The organism is Nitrospira sp. (genome assembly GCA_029194665.1).
GTDB lineage: Bacteria > Nitrospirota > Nitrospiria > Nitrospirales > Nitrospiraceae > Nitrospira_D.
In genome coordinates, this window is sequence record JARFXO010000002.1 from 665,745 (window position 1) to 682,188 (window position 16,444).

Consider the following 16,444-nt stretch of genomic DNA (forward strand, 5'->3'; position numbering starts at 1 on the left):
ATGTGGTCTTCGTTCACGGACGCTCTCCTGCTGTCTTGGCCGCCGAGTGCGGAGAACGAGCGGTTGATATTCCAGGCAGGCTCGCCCTACTCCAAAACTGAACAATGGGCCGGACGATCAGTCTTTCCAGTCGATCAACGGGAGCTCACGGGCCACATTTTCCCGAGCTGTGACACCGCGCTGAAGTAATTCAAAGCGGGCCCTTTGCGACAACGTTCCACTCAACCAGATCTCGATGTGTGCGTCATTCCCCGCCATAGCGGCCCGCTTGGCGAGACGCGCATAGGCTGACTCGGTTCTCTCGCTCCAAATCCCATGGTCCACGGCGAGTGGACAAAACAGCGTTCCTGCTTCGGTGAAGCCGACAGGAATGCGTCCGACAACGTCGATATTCACGATGGGTGCTTTCTCCTGGTTGTAAGCCTGCAGAAGTTCAGCCTCTTGCTGGTAAAACAATGCTTCTTCCTCCGACAGGGCATTCAAGGTCGCGCCGAGAAAGCGGTCTCGGTGTGACGCCTTCGCGAGGCTCTCTAGAGCGAAGGCAATAACCGCTTTATGCCGTGGGCTGTACGACGGATGGGCCAGGAACTGGCGGGTCAGTTCATCATCGATCTGCATGGCCTTCAACTTTTTTTCGCTGAGGCTGATCAGATCCGACGGCCCCTGTTCCTCCAAAGCTTGATTCAGCACCTGTACGGTTGTGAGCGAGGTCAACATCAGGGGCAGCGGGTTAGGTGCGGGAACCAACACCAAGGCAAAGGTGGTCGTATAGCCTGCCACTTGTGCCCAGGCGGCGCGATCCAATTCATGTTGGAGGATTGGATTCGTTGAGTAGGGATCGACGTGGTAATGGGCGGCGATACGGCGTTTATACGCGGACATTTGGGCAAACGATTCAACGGTGTTGTCTTCATAGGGCCCCGGCTCATGCGAAAGGCTGTCCTTGGATGATTCGATCAGCCGAGAGATTCCTAATGGGATTCCGACAAGCGTTTCCCTGGGCTTCGAAGCAAGGCGCCCAAGCGCTTTGAGCGGAGTGACCCATTCGTGAACCGCGGCTTCGGCCGTCAGCCCGGCGAGGTTGCGCTCATGCAAATCGGCAATGGCCGTCAGCTCGCGTCGCAACCGAACAAACATGGTGCTGCCGCGAGCGACAAACCGACCATGCGGGGATGATAGGGAATACACATTTGTGTACCCGTCGTGGAGGATCGGATCCTCGACACGGTACTGTGGGCCCACAACGAGATCCGGTCCCAGCACCTGTTCAGCCGGTTCCTCTTCCGGCACTTCGTATGGCTCTCCCCATGAGTCTGTGAGACTAACCAGGCCAATGATGAGAATCACGAGCGTCGAGCAAGTCGGCCGAGCCAGTCTCCCTGTGTCAACGTTGGTTGCTTGGGCAGGTCGGCAGGAGGGAATACGCATGACCTGATCTCATCGCTCATCGAACGGAAATATGCGCGTCCAGTCTCGTTTCATATCCACGACGGTCCAGCCTTTGGCAATCGCCTCATCGAGCGCCTTGTCGAGTTTTCCGACATGGGAGGTGCGGTCGTAGGCCCACTCACGTTCGGCATCAGTATGATGGACCAATCCCATGAACCGCAACCTTGACCCGGCGGAAGTCCATTGCAACATCTGCTGGTCGCCGTCGGAGTTGCCGAAGGCAAAAATTGGCCGGCGGCCGATGAATTTCTGAATGCCTACGGGCTTGCCGGCTTTGTCGTTCACAAAATCGACGGCGGGCAATTTCACAATCACCGGCTTACCATCGCGTAGCTCGAACTTCTGCTTCCCCATGCTCCCGACCACCTGCTCCGGCGGGATGCCATACACCTGCTCAACCCAGGCACGCATGAACTCCACTCCACCGCCTGAAACGATGAAGGTCTTGAATCCATTCGCGCGCAAGTACGCCAGCAATTCAAGCATCGGCTGATACACAAGCTCGTGATAGGGCCGTTTGAAGCGTGGGTGTCTCGTCGTGGCCAGCCAGTCCTTGACGATGGCGTCGAACTCGTCGGTCGTCATGCCGCTATGCGACACAGCCAGAACATCCAGCAGCGCTCTCTCCCCTCCTGCGGCAACGGTTCGCTTATCGCCTTCCAGCAGCGCTTTGAACGGCTGCTTCGTCTTCCACTCGGGATGCTGTGGCGCCAGGGCCTTCACACGGTCGAGTGCAAATTGCACCTGGAAGTACATCGGCTGTTCCGCCCACAGCGTGCCGTCGTTATCGAAGACCGCAATACGCTCGGTGGGTGGGACAAAATCGGGACCACCTTCGTTGGTCACTCGTTCGACGAACGTGACGATGTGAGTCTTGACGGCCCCGTCGTTCCAAGACGGAAGCGGATCGTCCGCCGCCGTCACAACGCCGTGCGTGACGACAATCAGCAGCACAAGAAGATAGAACAGCTTGTTGCCTCGCGATGCCCTCATCCGTCCTCACTTTCTGGATTCAACACTGGGGTGGATCGGCGCCCCCAACCGCCCCCCTCATGATCCGCAGGTGGCTTATACGTACATCGGCCGCCTGTCACTAAGGGCGACCCAGCCTCGCACGATCCGGTACACAAACCAGAGCCCGAGCACGATCATCGGCAGCCACGTGATGAGAATGCCGATCCCAAAGGTCACGATGATGAAGACCACGCAGAGCGAAATCCAGAGCAGTCCGAACCAGAACGTCCGGATCTGCCAGCGAAAATGCGATTCGAGCCAGGTGCCGCGCGCCTCGCTTCGCTTGACGTAGTTCAGAATGACCGCGATGATCGACGGCCAGCCGGTGAGAAACGCGCCGACGACGGTCGCGGTGCCGAGGATGCCGGTGAGTAGGCTGAACGCGTGCAGCGCGTACACAACCTGCGTCCAGGTGACAAGGGAATCCGATGTCCGATCCATGCCAGCCTCCACTGTGCCGATGACTGAGCGGTGGTTTGCCCCCCGGTCCCGTTCCTTGTCGTCCCCCGAGACCGACATGCGCTCGTCCATCTGCACCGCGCAAGCCACGATGCCCGTATCGTACGGCGATGCCTTGACATCAATACCTGTGATGCTATGATGCTCCTATGCGCACCACTATCCGCATCGACGATGAACTCCTCCGGAAGCTTAAGGAACAGGCACGTAAGGAAGACGCCCCCCTGACCCTCCTACTTAATCGAACGCTCCGTGCAGGCATGCGCGCGTCGGTCAAACCATCTCGGCCGAAACGACGCCACCGCGAGCCAACCTACACCATGGGTCAGCCGAGGATCAAACTGGACAAAGCGCTGGCTCTCGCCGCTGCACTGGAAGATGAGGAGATTGTCAGAAAAGTGCTTGGCCGAAAGTGAAGCTGATTGACCTGAACATCCTCCTCTACGCCATCAACGAAGACTCTCCTCATCACGGAACCATACGAGCATGGTGGGAGGAAGCCCTCAATGGCGACGAATCTTTGGGACTGCCCTGGGTCGTCCTTCTCGGATTTCTCCGCATCTCAACCAACCGCGACATATTTCCACGACCACTGGATCCTGATACGGCTATCGGCAAAGTCCACGCTTGGCTGTCGCTCGACCAGGTTCGTCTCTTGCACGAAAAAGACGAGCATTGGGAGATACTTCGTTCCCTACTGAGCGAATCCGGCACCGCCGCCAATCTGGTGACTGATGCCCACCTGGCCGCGCTCGCCATCAGTTACGACGCCGTCCTCGTCTCATGCGACAACGACTTTGCCCGATTCAAGCGATTGCGCTGGGAGAATCCGATGGGCCGCAAGCCGCACCGGCGGGCGTGAGTTCAGCTCACCATGGCCGTTTCTACTGCAACCGCCGTGCGACCCCTCGCATTCGGCCCATCGCAAGGATGGAGCGATGGATTTCCCGGCAATGGGTCCAACGCGAGGTATCTCCATCGGGCCAGACCGCTGCTGGATCTGCGTCGCGCGAGGTTGCTGCAGGACTTGCAGGTCCCTCCGATCGCATCATCCGCCTCGCAGGCGAGCTCACCGACCGCTTCGTGTAACGACATGCTCCCCGAGCGATCCTCAACACTGAACCGGATCGGCGATGTAGGTATCAAGCACTGATTTCCAACCGCTACGTGGATGCATCTTGCCGAACGACGCACGAGCCCGTCGATGCTTACTTCGCCTTTTCCGTCATTTCCTTCACTTTGGCGGTCCCACGCTCCATTTCAGCCTTCGCTTTCCCCTTTGTTCGTTCCATTTCCGCACTGACCTTGTTACCCTTCGCGTCTTCGACTGCCCCCTTGGCCTGCCCCTTGACCTCTTCCGTCGTCGCCTTAACTTCTCCCTTCGCCTTTTCTATCGCGGCAGAGGTCTCTCCCGCCGTCGAGGCATCCGCGAATCCCAAGAGCGCACCGAAACCGATGGCGAGGATGAATGGCTTGTTCATGACATAACCTCCTTGTGTAAATGTTTCCTCCTACTTTTCAGCCGACTGTCCGAGATTCAGGTCGATCTCCCCAGTATCCTCGAATGGAATCGTGAAGGTGGAAGGAGACTCCGCAAAGGCTTTCCCCTTGAGACTGTACTGAACGTTGGTAGCCCCCGAGGTAAATCCTTGAGCCTGGCGAAGCATGTTACCCAGCCCCGTAATGACCTCCCCATTGATCACCTCCGAGCCGAACCGTGGGACGGTGACTTTCGCTCCTGACATGCCGCTGCCGAATGCTTTCCCATTCAGCGCAACGTCGAAACGGACTCCGTTGATCCCAAGGTCGAAATTATTTGGGTTTTGAATCCGGAGCTGCACATCGAAGCGTTGTTCCATCAGCGTCATGTCTTTCGGCGCAATGTTGGTGATCGACACCTTCGGCTGCTCAAAGTCTCGCGGCATAGTGGAACAGGCGGTCATGATCAGCAGGATGAGCGCCGCCCCCACCCCGCCACATCTTGTCGCATTCCGCAAAGTTTGCATAAGTAGTCCCCTCCTTTTCAACTCCGATCGATCCGACCGACACGAGCGGTCACAGAGACTTCCAGGCCCGTGGCAATTCGACCGGATCACTCCCCTTCACTCACGCGCGCGGCGCATGACCCGCACCCTTTCAGTGACGCGATTGCCATCGGCCTGCGCGACGGCACTCACCGGCATCAACTCGATCGTAACTTTTTCGATCTTGCCCGTGAACTTGAACGGCAGCTGATAGTCGGGCGTGACCGGCTGGCCGCTGTCCTCGCCGATGCCGAAAGTGTCGATGTCGAACCGACCTGCGACGGGTTCTTCGCAACGGCCACGACCGATCTCTTCGCCGTCAATTACACGTATGTAGATCGGCTACGCTAATTCATGACGCTCGCCAAGAGGCTCTTCGCCTGATCCCCACCCGCCATTCCGACAAAGTCCGACATCGTTTGGGAAAATTTCGGCACCATCTCCGAGCCCATACCTAGGCGGGAGAAGGCGGAAGTCAAACCAGCTTGATCCCCGATTGGGCCGGTCAGAGCGCCGAGGTCCTTGGCAGCCTTCATGAAAGAATCAGCGCCGGGAATGAACTTCGCCAGTGTCGTGAAGTCCATTGAAGGAAGCTTCTCTTTCGCAAGACTCAGAATGGATCCGACACCACCGTTCGCCTGATTCGTCGTCACGCCGAGCTGATTGGTCACGAGTTGTGTCAACGCGTTGGTGACACCGGACGATTGCATCTCCGCACAGCCCAAGGGAAGAAATGCGGCTACGACCAGCAACAACGCGAGTGATACACGAAACATACGTCACCTCCTTGTTCGTCTTCATGAGAGAGCGCGGCGGCCCCCATAATATCGATCTCGTCACCGTTAGGGAACGGGAAAATTGGCAGGCCTGAACCAAGCCTGCCGGGCCGTTATTGAGAAGTACGATGGCGGCAATGTTGGGCTGGAGTCAAGGCAGCGCAGTCGAGCGCGTTCCCGGAACGGTCGATTGCTTAACGAACCTGCGTGCCGGTGCGTGAATTGAAAACCCCGAGGGTGTGGCTCGCGTGAACGACTTTCTGAACCGGTTTGCTGGCGTCACGGAGGAACAGGTCGTCGCAGTTTTGGAGCAAGCTGAACAGCGTCTGGCGAGTCGTGGAACCGGCCTCGTAGAAAACCACGCGCGTGGCGAACGTCCCGCAGCCCTCGATACCAATGTTCTGATTTTGTACAGACTATGTCGGACAGGGTCCGGCATCAATACCATCGCATTGCGGCTATGCCCCCTGCTTCCCCTTGCCTCTGGCAACCACGGCGATCACCTGAAAAAGTTTCTCGACTCGAGCCTTGTATTGGTTCATGAATTGAGCCGTCCACATCTTGTTATATTCAATCGCTGCACTCTTCTTCATTCCCGCATCCTTTTCACCAAGCGGTGAGGAATAGTGCGCAATGAGACGATCGAGCTCGTCTTCGCCGAAACTCGTCGAATAGGCGTGCTTTAAATGGTCATGAAGAGTCTCGACCTGTCCTATCGATTTTCTGATGTCCGCCAAGAATGCTTCAATAAGTCGCTCGATTTCCTTCTTTTTCTCACCAGCCACATGGGCATAGGTGTTTCCTACGGCTTTTCTTATTTGCTGTTCGTATTCGCTGATATATTTCTGAGTAAGAGAGTCGTATTCCGACTCCAGCTCTGAGACTCGGATCAGAGTAAGCAGTTTCTCAACCTTGATTGCCTTGGGGTTCTCAATTGTTGCCGCCTCGACGGAAGCCACACCGGAAATCAGCGTCACGCAACAGAACCAACCTCGTAAAACAGTCAACGCAATACTTCTGTAATGTGTGCTCTCCAAGTTGTGCATCGTTCTCACCTCTTGCGATCGAGTCTACATCGTATGGACCGATCGTCAAGAAATAGAGAATCTTCGATCACCAGGCGTGACTCAACCCTCAGATCCGTAGTCAGCCCAACGTCGTTCGCAGACAAGAAGGCCAAGGCTCCTTGGCGGAGGTGACACACGGGCACGCGCGGCAATGGTGGTGATTACCCCGGCAAAGCCTGATACCAGCCATTGGCCTGAACGAGGGTGAGCTGACTGTCGAAGAGCCGGCTGAGCTGATCGCTGGTGATCAACGCGGATTTGGCACCATCGGCAACGACGTTCCCGCCTTTCAAGAAAACGACTCGATCGATCTCGGGAGGAATTTCATGCAGATGATGCGTCACAAGTAGAACGGTTTTCCCCTTTCTGATCTGAGTGCGCAGAAAATCGAGATACTGAAAGCAGGCCTTAGGATCGAGGCCGCTGGTCGGCTCATCAAATATCAACACCAGCGGGTCATGCACCAAGGCTCGGCCCAGCAGAAATCGTCGCTGCTCGCCGGTGGACAGATGGCCGAAGCGGCGGCCGGACAAAGCCTCGATTCCCAATTCCCGCATCACCTCATGCGCCCTGGTCACCTGCGTTGTAGTGAACTCTTGGTATTCATAGGTACCGTTACTGGCATAGAACCCGGAAAGGATCACGTTGAGCCCTTCGGCACAGATCAGATAGTCTCGTTGGAGATCATGAGACACAATGCCGATGTGTTTGCGCACATCCCAGACATTCCAGCGTTCATCACCGAAGAGCGTCATCCGCGTTTCGGCTCTCGGCATCACATGGATTTCACCCGACAAGAATTTGAGCAGCGTCGATTTTCCCGCTCCATTGGGGCCAAGAATGGCCGCATGTTCTCCCGCTCGCAGGTCGAAGGAGAAATCCGAGAAGACGCAGGTGTCGCCGCGATAGACCGTGGCACGTTCGATTTCAAGGATTGAGGTGGAACTGGCTGATCGGGTTGACTTTTTATCAATCGGACTCTGGATCGGTTGCCGGACCGGTTGCCCGGCACGGCGAGCCCGTTCAAGACCAGTGCGAGCCAACACATCCGCCCGCTCATTCTCTGGGTGTCCGTTATGGCCTCTGACCCAGTGCCAGTCGATTGTATGCTTGGCAACCAGCGCATCGAGTCGCCGCCACAAGTCTTCATTTTTCACCGGGTCGTTGCCTGCCGTTTTCCACCCACGCTGCTTCCAGGCGAGAATCCATTCACTCATGCCTTTCTGAACATATTGCGAATCCGTATAGACTCGTGCCCTCACTGGCTGCGTGAGTGACTGCAGCGCTTCAATGACAGCGACCAACTCCATCCGGTTGTTGGTGGTCGTTGGCTCACCGCCGCAGAATTCCGTTTCAGCATTGCCGTTCCGCACCAAGACCCCCCAGCCTCCAGGACCGGGGTTTCCGCTGCAGGCGCCGTCTGTATAGATATCGATCATTCGGTTCCTCTTTCGATTCCGTCGTTCGTGTCTGGATTGTACTCACCCACAGCACGGCCTGCCCCATGATCGCAGTAGCGGTTTCAGAATCCCTATTCGGTAAACCACAGTTGGGGTTCGCGTTTTCAGGGGACAAGGCTCACCGCGTCCGGCGACAGGTCCGAGAGGAGCAGGTGGCTGAACCCAGGCAGCAAAGAGTCGTCACTATTTCGTCCTGGGCGGCGGATAATTTTTGAACGCTTTTTTAATCGCCTTCTCGGTCAGTTGGATGTTCTCTTCCACGCCTTCTCTCAGCTCGGCCACCATGGTGGCTCGCCACACCAGTGCCTTGTTGGCCGGCTCGACCAAATCTGTAATCAATGTCCCTTCTCGATACTCGTACGACAAGTCCCCGGTGTAGCCGCTGCCCCAGCCATATCCGTCTCCCCAGCTGGACGCCGGAGCGCTGGGCCTGCTTTGCACTTGCTGTTTGTCTTTCACACCCACCCAGTAATGCACCAACAAATCCGGGTGCTGATCGAGGCTGGTCTGCGTCAACCCTTTCTGCCGAAGTTCCCGCTCGAGCATGCTCTCGAGTCGATCTCGAACCAGGGAGTTGTCCAGTCGCCCGCTTTGATTCAGGTCCGTCATTCCGGAAAACGCAAATGTCTTGAACCGGCTGAAATCGACGGTCGAATCGAAGTCGGTCCTGACATCAATCGCGCTACACCCTACGGCACAGGCCACGAACATAGCCGCCGCTCCGCTCCACCATCCCTGCATAGTGCAACTCCTTTCTCGAACTCGCATGGCTCCTGTCGAGCACGTGCCGGGAGCTCCCTGCCCCACCCTATAACGCACTCTGCCACAAGGAAGAGGCCGACTCCGGCACCCCTCGCTCGCGATGGTGCCCTCTGTATAGGCTGGAATCGCTCAGGAGTCAACGGCAAGCCGGGAGAGATGTTTGAGACATTCCGCAAGGAACAATTCAGCCGGCCGTCAGCCACTATCAGCGGCTTACACACCGTGGGGAACTCCGTGACAGCTCGAGCACAAGCAACCATACGCCGATCGTAATGCAGACATCGGCCACGTTGAAAATGCCGGTGCGGACGCTGCCGATGCCGACATTCATGAAGTCAATGACGCGTCCATCGTGGAGCAGGCGATCCAAAAGATTGCCTATGCCTCCGCTGAGCACGAGGCTCCAAGCAGTGACGGAGAACGGCGACATCTGCTTGGCGCCGAAGAGCACGATTGCCATTCCGACAAGACACAGCGCAGGGAACACTTGGAAGAGAATGACTCGTAGCCCCTCGGAAAACCCGCTGCCGAGACTCAAGAAGGCCCCCTTGTTCTGGGCATACTCCAGGCGAACAGTATCGTGGAGCCATGATCGAGGGGACTCGAGGGCTAAGTATTGCTGAGCGACATCTTTGGTGAGTTGGTCGCAACCGACGCAGCCAACGAGCAGTAGAAGAATCAACAGGTCTCGTTTGAACCGCACAGTTGAGAGCCTGACGTTCATCCTAAGTTTCAAGGAAGTGGCTCAGCCATTTCTTCTCCAGCGCTCGTTCCCCTCTACTGCCGACCGTTCGAGCGAGCATCAAGACGACTCGACCTTGCGGGGACGGCCGACAGGCAATTTTCCCTTTCTCTTCTTGAACCGTTTCCCTTTTTCCAGCGTCTTGAGCGCGGATTGGATCGCCGTCTCGACGACGCCGGTGAGCGTCAGCTTGGGGCTCCAGTAGACGACGGTTCGCAACCGCTCGACCATGTCGGCAGAAAGAGACAGCGTGACCCTTTCCTTTCGCTTCGTGGTCTGCCGTTTCTGTTTCATGTGATCATCTCCTTCACAACGTGGCTGATGCCCGCATTCGCTGTTTATACTTGCATATCATGCTCTATTCCATACACGCAAGTGGACTTTGCGGTCCGGCCATTTGCCCGTAGAATTCCAGTCTAGGGTCTTTCCCACTGCACGCTCATCAGGTATGATGCGAAGTCCCCAGGCGACTTTCCTGGGTCACCGACCTTTCGACCCCACTCCGCGTAGCGAGGCGATCATGTTGCGATTCTTTCTGGCCATCATGCTGATGTTCATGCCCTTGAGCCTGTCTTCCTGCGACAAAGCCTATCTGGCGACGATGGAAAAGATGGGCTATGCCAAACGCGACATTCTTAGCAGTCGCGTCAAATCGGCGAGGGATGCGCAAGAAGACGCGAAGAAAGAGATTCAGAGCACCCTTGAGCAATTCGGCAAGGTGGTCTCCTATGAAGGAGGAGATCTGGAAGCCACCTATAAGAAACTGAACGGTGAGCTGGAGACAAGCGAAGACAGTGCCGAGGCGGTCCGGAAGCGCATCGCGGACGTCGAAAGCGTGGCCGATGCACTCTTTTCGGAGTGGGAGAAAGAGCTCGGTCAATACTCGAGCGCCGACCTGCGCCGGAAAAGCCAGGCCAAACTCACTCAAACAAAGGGCCGCTACCGAGAGATGCTTGCGGCCATGAAGCGAGCGGAGCAGCGGATCGAACCGGTCCTCAAACCCCTGCGCGATCAGGTCCTCTACCTGAAACACAATTTAAACGCGCGCGCTCTCTCCGCCATCAAAGGAGAACTCGTCAAGGTGGATGCGCAGGTCGATCAGCTGGTCAAGGACATGAACCGTTCCATCGCCGAAGCCGACAAGTTCATTCAGACAATGGAAAAGGAAGCGGACTGAGTGTGTACTCCGTGAGGGAGGTCGCCTATGCGCATCGACGACCAACGCGAAAGCGACAACATCGAAGATCGTCGCGGCATGGGCCCGGCCCGTATGGGGAGAGGCGGCCTCGGCATCGGTACCGTTGTGCTGGCGCTCGCAGTCAGTTACTTCACGGGCGTCAATCCACTGACCGTGCTGAATCTCCTCAGCGGTGTCCAGAGTATGACCGAGCTGTCCGCGCCATCCGAATCCGGCCCGGTCGGCGCCCCTCAAGACCAACTAGGCAAGTTTGCCTCCGTCGTCCTTGCAGACACCGAAACGACCTGGCGGAGTCTTCTCGGTCCTCGGTACGAGGAGCCGCGTATGGTGCTCTTTTCAGGAGCCGTGCAGTCGGCCTGCGGCACGACGTCGTCGGCTGTTGGACCGTTCTATTGCCCCAACGATCACCGGGTCTATTTGGACCTTGCGTTCTTCGACGAAATGGCGCATCGTCTAGGGGCGGCGGGTGACTTTGCTCAGGCCTATGTGATCGCCCATGAGGTCGGCCATCACGTGCAAAATCTCCTCGGCGTCGCCGAAAAAGTGCATCGCCTCCGACGGCAGGTGTCTGAAGTGGAGGCAAACGCGCTTTCGGTCCGGATGGAACTCCAAGCCGATTGTTATGCCGGTGTCTGGGGCTATCACGCCAATCGTGAACGAAATTTGATCGAACCTGGGGATTTCGAGGAAGGACTCCGGGCGGCAGCGGCCATTGGTGATGATCGATTGCAAAAGATGTCTCGTGGCCATATTCAGCCGGAAAGCTGGACCCACGGCTCATCTGAACAGCGGATGACCTGGCTCAAGCGCGGGCTCGAGTCCGGTGATCCGTCTGCCTGCAATACATTCGACGGGAAACGACTATGAGCGACGTACCAGCTCAGACTCAGAGTGGTGCCTTAGCCAAGGCTCTGGGATCACTCGCGTCCGACCCTCCCTGGGCGGCCAAGTCGTTCCTCGCAGCCAGCGCGACGACCGCCGCCGGGCTCGGCGCTTGGCTCACCGACATGATGTCGCCGGCCCTCGCCCGTGGGGGGGCCAGCTTTCTCGGCGGATTCTTGATCGGCTGGGCATTCCGAAAAACCGTGAAACTTGCTCTGTTGCTCGCCGGCTCATTGCTGGTGCTCATCGCCGTCCTCAAGACAACCGGGTGGATTCACTTGGATTGGACCTTGATCCAAGCGGATACGGCTCGCACGCTTGATTGGGCTCGAGGCAAAGCGCAGAGTTTCAAGGAGGTGATGGCCGGCTACCTCCCCGCCGCCGGCGCCGCCGGCGCCGGAGCAATTTTTGGGTTGCGAAAGAAGTAACTTCCAGCAGGCTTCGGAAAAATGTGAATGCGGGGCTTTGTATGGAGCTTCTTTCTTAGAGGTTGATCTCGTTCATTCATGCGACACCTTCCCTAACCGTCCCGGTCCATGAGTTTGCCGGGCGTTTGTCGAATTCTTTGGCACGCTTCCGAAAACCTACATCCCTTGGCCGATCTGCTCCCGAATCCACTGAATCAAGCCGTCTTTCCCCATTTCACCGGCAGCAACCTGAAGCGTAACGAACTCTAGGCCTTTGGGGTCAGGAAGCGGTTGGGACCCGTTCACTTTGAGAAAAGCAAGAGCAGACAGAACTGCCGCACGTTTGTTTCCGTCCAGAAAAGGATGATTCTGAGCAATGTGGAACAGGTAAGCCGCCGCCATCGCGGCGAGATCTTCATGAAGGTAGGTCCCACCAAACTGTTGACGAGGCATCGCGACGGCAGCGTCCAGTAAGCCATGGTCCCTCACCCCATGGGAACCGCCGTCCATCTCAATGGTATCTGCGTGGAGCAACAGGACGTCGGCCACGCTGAGAAAGACTGCATCCTGCACGGATCAATCCGCCAGGCGCTTCAGCATCGGCCCGTACCGTTTACGAAGATCCTTGATGATCGTTTTCATTCGCTCAGGACCCACACCGACATTAGCCGGCGTGACAACGAGCGCGTTCCCATTCACGGTTACTTGTAGAGGGGTCTCCTCTGTGATCCCAAGCGCCTGCATGACAGGCTTTTCGATGATCAGCGCCGCGCTGTTCCCATGCTTCTGCAATTTCTTGATCATTTCTTACCTTACGTCCTTACAATGTTAATACACTGCATTATTGATGTCCAGCATGGAGACAACAGAAGCGGAATCAGTGCTGGGTCAGGCTCCACTCAGTCTCACCGGTCCATGAGTTTGACGGGCCTGTTGGAGTTCTTTCACATGCTTCCGCAGGGCCTGGCCTAAAATAGAACGTTCGACTTCTCGTTTAAATCGCTCACTCTCACGCTCGACCTGTTCGATCGATTCGGTCAGTTGTCCGACTAAGCGCCGACCCGAACCGGTGAGCCACCCGAGATGGTGATCGGCGTACTGCAGGTCTCGTAGCGAGTAGCGGACGGAGGCGACCTCCTCTAAACAACGAAACCGCGCTCGCTGCAAGTCTCGCTGTGCAAGACCGGCCTTCTTCCATCGTGCCGACCCGTCCCGTCCCGAAGCCCAGGACGAAAGCCGCTGGAATAAGAGTGCACCCATGGTGAAGGTAAAGGTCGCGTGAAGAATGCCACGCAACGGCCGGAGGCTCCGCCGCCACGGCGAGTAGAAGATCTGCCGGTTGTGGTCTCCACGATACATGACATACTTTCTTAATAAGAGGTTCAAATGATGATGGCTGTTTTCATGGATTAAGTCATCAATCAGATCGAGATTGTCACGATCGAAACAGTTGATGAATGAGAGTCCGGGTCGATGCCGGTAGCTGAAGCTGACTACCCCCTTCGCCTGCAACGGGACAATGCGGGAGGTCAAGAGTGCCAACACATCATGGCCTTCAGACCATGCGAGCCGGATGGTCTGCCAGGCGCGGCCAATGCGTTCGACTTGCTGCCGATCAGTGGCCTTCACCGTTCTCGGCTGGCGATCCTTCCCATAGACAAGGGTCGGCCCGACGGTGATTGGACTGTTGTCGGTTTGAACTGCAACCATTGGTGGATGGTAGGCCCATTGCCATCGACCCATTTCTCCCCATCTCAACCAGATTGAGGAAACTATCTTGCCGGTCTTCGCTGTGATCCCGGTCGGCTCTATTCGAAACGCGACACGTCCTGACGACTGCCTCAATGCTCGCTGTACATCATGCGGCGCTGAGCACCATGCTCCATCGAGGCCTACGGAGAGCGTTCCCGCTGCTTCGCTGCGTTCGAAGTTATCCACCAGCAATCCCGACAGATCCCATGATCTCATCTTCCTCTGACCGCACCTCTTGATCAACGACGCGGGATCAAACCAGAGAGACTCCTGGGTCAATTCCTGCGCCAATCGTCGGCACAGCGCGAACAGCCGCTTCTCCAATCCACCTGCTTGAGGTTGGCCCGTCGGAAAAAGATCTTCCAGGTAACCATGTTCAAAAAACTTCTCCCGACATTCGTCCAACAACTGTTCTGCAAACTCAGGCCGATCCTGTTCCTTCTTGAGCTGCCTGAGCACATCCAAGAAATACACGAGGTCATTCAGCGTCTCGATCCATCCGACAACTTTCCAGTTGGAATAGGCCTCCAGTTTGAGGTTTGAGTGGAGGCTGTCAAAGAATCCGGTCTGGAGTCCCAATTCACTGGCCAGATCAGCATAGTCGGCATGCAGTTCTTGGCACAGGTCGATCAACAACCGCCGCATCGAGAGACGAAACTCATCCTGCAATTGCGTGAGCCGCTGCGGATCGAGAAGGAGCATGGCGGAACAACTAGGCGTGAAGTGCCGGGAGGACTCTAGCGTAGCGGGGGAGAGGACGCAAGCAGGCTCTACGATGATGCCGGATCTCTCTCGTGCTTGCGGGTTCTTGCGGCACATCGTAGAGTGGCGGCTTGAACACTCGTCCTTGCGTCAAGAAGCTTGTGACGTGATGCGACGCATGGAGAAAATCGGAGCAGGTCGCGACGGTCGCACCGACGTTGGAATTGACCCATGGCGTTGAAGGCTAACGAACTCATGCAGGTGGTTCATGAGATTTTTCCCATCCTGCGTAGAGGATGGTTCCAAAAAATTCATCAGCCGACCGCCCGTACCTTGTTGTTCGAGGTTCGTGTGCCGGGGCGGACACATCGGCTCTTGATCTCCTGCGAACCGCAAACCACTCGCTTGCATATCGCGAGCCATTCACCGCCTAATCCCCCGACGCCTCCCCCGTTCTGTCAATTCCTGAGAGCCCATTTCCAGGGAGCGAGAATCGACGACATTCACCAAGTTGCGAATGATCGCATTGTTGAAATTCAAATCACCGGCAAGGAAGGGTCGCGCACGATCCTGTGTGAACTGACCGGAAAGAAGGCCAATGTCTTGGTCCTCGATGCCGAGCGACGAGTCCTGAGGGACCTTGCCGGTCAGCGAGCCCTTGTCGGACAACTCTATGCACCACCGGCCACTCGTGAGATCGGTCAAGAAAGAGCACCGGTTCGGTTCTCGCGAATTGACGGCTCCTTGTTTCCTATTTCAGCGGAAATCGAGGCGTTCTACCAGCACCAGGATGCGGCACGGGAGGTCGCCCAGGCTAAGGACTTATGCATACGATTCCTCAGGAAGTCACTCAAGAAACAAGTACGATTGATCGAGGCCTGGCAGAACGACCTATCAAGAGCCACCGCCTATCGCGACTATGCCCGATATGGAGAATTGATCAAGAGCAACCTCGGCGCGATCGCGAAGGGAGTCACTCAGGTTGAGATGACAGATTATTTCGACGATAGGCTTCCCACCATCACGATTCCGCTCGACCCTATGAAATCGGCCCAGGACAACATGGATGACTACTTTCGGAAGCATCGCAAATTTCTGGCCGCTGAACGTGAACTCACGCCACGGATCGAGCGAGCCGAGCAGGATGTGTGTAGAATTCGCCAAGAGATCAAGGAGATCGAGCAAGGAATCTGGATCACGCCTGCCATCCCGCCTTCTCCTTTGAATGCGAGGACCATCGCGCGATCAACCAGGGACAAGAACCAATCGCCCGACGCTCAACGCCGTGGCCCATTTCGCCGCTTCACCTCGACAGATGGACTGCCGATCTTCGTCGGACGCAATGCCCGAGAGAACGACGAGTTGACGTTCGGTCTGGCCAAGAGCGACGATCTCTGGCTGCACGCCCGTGGGACGCCGGGCTCTCACGTCGTCGTGAGATTGAGCAAAGGAACCGATCCCCCACCCGACACTCTCATTGACGCCGCCATGTTGGCGCTTCTCTACAGCGATCTCAAGAAAAGCGGCAAAGGCGATGTGATCTACACGCGGCGCAAATGGGTCAAAAAGGCGAAGGGCCAGGCGCATGGAGCGGTTGTCGTGACGCAGGAGAAATCGCTGCACGTCAGTCTTGATAAGACTCGCCTTGAGACGCTCAAAAACCGGGCACCATGATGCAGCCAGATCGTCACGCGACATGTAGAAATGGAAGTTTTTCTCGCCCTGTACTGGCTTCGGCCTTATGATTGGC

Annotated in this window: 22 protein-coding genes; 8 read left to right on the forward strand and 14 right to left on the reverse strand. The window is 56.8% G+C overall.

Going from position 1 to position 16,444, the window contains the following annotated elements; genetic code table 11:
- Positions 1-117: 117 nt before the first annotated feature.
- From P0119_08685 to P0119_08695, 3 genes are all read right to left on the reverse strand, one after another.
- Positions 118-1,428, reverse strand: a complete 1,311-nt coding sequence (locus P0119_08685) for a hypothetical protein (GenBank protein ID MDF0666136.1) — start codon at positions 1,426-1,428, stop codon at positions 118-120.
- A gap of 9 nt (positions 1,429-1,437) precedes the next feature.
- Positions 1,438-2,442, reverse strand: coding sequence for an HAD family hydrolase (locus P0119_08690; GenBank protein MDF0666137.1), 1,005 nt, complete (start codon positions 2,440-2,442; stop codon positions 1,438-1,440).
- 75 nt (positions 2,443-2,517) lie between these two features.
- On the reverse strand, positions 2,518-2,982 hold the full coding sequence (locus tag P0119_08695; GenBank protein ID MDF0666138.1) for a hypothetical protein: 465 nt from the start codon (positions 2,980-2,982) through the stop codon (positions 2,518-2,520).
- A gap of 89 nt (positions 2,983-3,071) precedes the next feature.
- On the opposite strand from P0119_08695, the gene P0119_08700 reads away from it, so the two are divergent.
- From P0119_08700 to P0119_08710, 3 genes are read left to right on the forward strand one after another with little or no spacing between them, the layout of a single operon-like run.
- A complete protein-coding gene (locus tag P0119_08700) occupies positions 3,072-3,338 on the forward strand; it encodes a hypothetical protein (GenBank protein ID MDF0666139.1) in 267 nt (88 codons plus the stop codon).
- Complete coding sequence (locus P0119_08705; protein ID MDF0666140.1) at positions 3,335-3,784, forward strand: type II toxin-antitoxin system VapC family toxin; 450 nt, start codon at positions 3,335-3,337, stop codon at positions 3,782-3,784. Before P0119_08700 ends, P0119_08705 begins: the two co-directional genes overlap by 4 nt.
- A gap of 12 nt (positions 3,785-3,796) precedes the next feature.
- Positions 3,797-4,075: a hypothetical protein gene (locus P0119_08710; protein ID MDF0666141.1), complete on the forward strand. Its 279-nt coding sequence runs from the start codon at positions 3,797-3,799 to the stop codon at positions 4,073-4,075.
- A gap of 55 nt (positions 4,076-4,130) precedes the next feature.
- Here P0119_08710 and P0119_08715 read toward each other — a convergent pair whose 3' ends face one another.
- Complete coding sequence (locus P0119_08715; protein ID MDF0666142.1) at positions 4,131-4,403, reverse strand: hypothetical protein; 273 nt, start codon at positions 4,401-4,403, stop codon at positions 4,131-4,133.
- 30 nt (positions 4,404-4,433) lie between these two features.
- Positions 4,434-4,928 carry an LEA type 2 family protein gene (locus P0119_08720; GenBank protein ID MDF0666143.1) on the reverse strand — a complete coding sequence of 165 codons (495 nt, stop codon included), beginning with the start codon at positions 4,926-4,928 and terminating at the stop codon, positions 4,434-4,436.
- Between the two features lie 69 nt (positions 4,929-4,997).
- Between P0119_08720 and P0119_08725 the strand changes: the two genes are divergently transcribed.
- Positions 4,998-5,297 (forward strand): hypothetical protein, encoded by a 300-nt coding sequence (locus P0119_08725; protein MDF0666144.1) that lies wholly within the window; start codon positions 4,998-5,000, stop codon positions 5,295-5,297.
- Here P0119_08725 and P0119_08730 read toward each other — a convergent pair.
- The 6 genes from P0119_08730 to P0119_08755 all read right to left on the reverse strand — a co-directional run bounded on the left by P0119_08730 (position 5,294) and on the right by P0119_08755 (position 10,047).
- Positions 5,294-5,722 (reverse strand): DUF2780 domain-containing protein, encoded by a 429-nt coding sequence (locus P0119_08730; GenBank protein ID MDF0666145.1) that lies wholly within the window; start codon positions 5,720-5,722, stop codon positions 5,294-5,296. The genes P0119_08725 and P0119_08730 overlap by 4 nt on opposite strands.
- 458 nt (positions 5,723-6,180) lie before the next feature.
- Complete coding sequence (locus tag P0119_08735) at positions 6,181-6,729, reverse strand: DUF2059 domain-containing protein (GenBank protein ID MDF0666146.1); 549 nt, start codon at positions 6,727-6,729, stop codon at positions 6,181-6,183.
- Positions 6,730-6,950: 221 nt separating this feature from the next.
- A complete protein-coding gene (rnhA, locus tag P0119_08740; GenBank protein ID MDF0666147.1) occupies positions 6,951-8,228 on the reverse strand; it encodes a ribonuclease HI in 1,278 nt (425 codons plus the stop codon).
- Between the two features lie 204 nt (positions 8,229-8,432).
- Positions 8,433-8,990, reverse strand: coding sequence for a DUF4136 domain-containing protein (locus P0119_08745; protein ID MDF0666148.1), 558 nt, complete (start codon positions 8,988-8,990; stop codon positions 8,433-8,435).
- Positions 8,991-9,216: 226 nt separating this feature from the next.
- Complete coding sequence (gene lspA / locus P0119_08750; GenBank protein ID MDF0666149.1) at positions 9,217-9,735, reverse strand: signal peptidase II; 519 nt, start codon at positions 9,733-9,735, stop codon at positions 9,217-9,219.
- Between the two features lie 78 nt (positions 9,736-9,813).
- Positions 9,814-10,047 carry a hypothetical protein gene (locus P0119_08755; protein ID MDF0666150.1) on the reverse strand — a complete coding sequence of 78 codons (234 nt, stop codon included), beginning with the start codon at positions 10,045-10,047 and terminating at the stop codon, positions 9,814-9,816.
- Between the two features lie 226 nt (positions 10,048-10,273).
- Between P0119_08755 and P0119_08760 the strand changes: the two genes are divergently transcribed.
- The 3 genes from P0119_08760 to P0119_08770 are packed head-to-tail and all read left to right on the forward strand — an operon-like array spanning position 10,274 to position 12,261.
- On the forward strand, positions 10,274-10,930 hold the full coding sequence (locus P0119_08760; GenBank protein MDF0666151.1) for a DUF2959 domain-containing protein: 657 nt from the start codon (positions 10,274-10,276) through the stop codon (positions 10,928-10,930).
- A gap of 27 nt (positions 10,931-10,957) precedes the next feature.
- On the forward strand, positions 10,958-11,818 hold the full coding sequence (locus P0119_08765; protein MDF0666152.1) for a zinc metallopeptidase: 861 nt from the start codon (positions 10,958-10,960) through the stop codon (positions 11,816-11,818).
- On the forward strand, positions 11,815-12,261 hold the full coding sequence (locus P0119_08770; protein ID MDF0666153.1) for an FUN14 domain-containing protein: 447 nt from the start codon (positions 11,815-11,817) through the stop codon (positions 12,259-12,261). The genes P0119_08765 and P0119_08770 overlap by 4 nt, the downstream gene beginning before the upstream one ends.
- A 156-nt stretch (positions 12,262-12,417) precedes the next feature.
- Here P0119_08770 and P0119_08775 read toward each other — a convergent pair whose 3' ends face one another.
- The 3 genes from P0119_08775 to P0119_08785 form a co-directional block, all read right to left on the reverse strand.
- On the reverse strand, positions 12,418-12,813 hold the full coding sequence (locus P0119_08775; protein MDF0666154.1) for a type II toxin-antitoxin system death-on-curing family toxin: 396 nt from the start codon (positions 12,811-12,813) through the stop codon (positions 12,418-12,420).
- Between the two features lie 3 nt (positions 12,814-12,816).
- Positions 12,817-13,044, reverse strand: a complete 228-nt coding sequence (locus P0119_08780) for a hypothetical protein (GenBank protein ID MDF0666155.1) — start codon at positions 13,042-13,044, stop codon at positions 12,817-12,819.
- Between the two features lie 84 nt (positions 13,045-13,128).
- On the reverse strand, positions 13,129-14,694 hold the full coding sequence (locus tag P0119_08785) for an HEXXH motif-containing putative peptide modification protein (GenBank protein MDF0666156.1): 1,566 nt from the start codon (positions 14,692-14,694) through the stop codon (positions 13,129-13,131).
- A gap of 231 nt (positions 14,695-14,925) precedes the next feature.
- Here P0119_08785 and P0119_08790 point away from each other — a divergent pair, with 231 nt between their 5' ends.
- Complete coding sequence (locus tag P0119_08790; GenBank protein MDF0666157.1) at positions 14,926-16,368, forward strand: NFACT family protein; 1,443 nt, start codon at positions 14,926-14,928, stop codon at positions 16,366-16,368.
- The last annotated feature ends 76 nt before the right edge of the window (positions 16,369-16,444 follow it).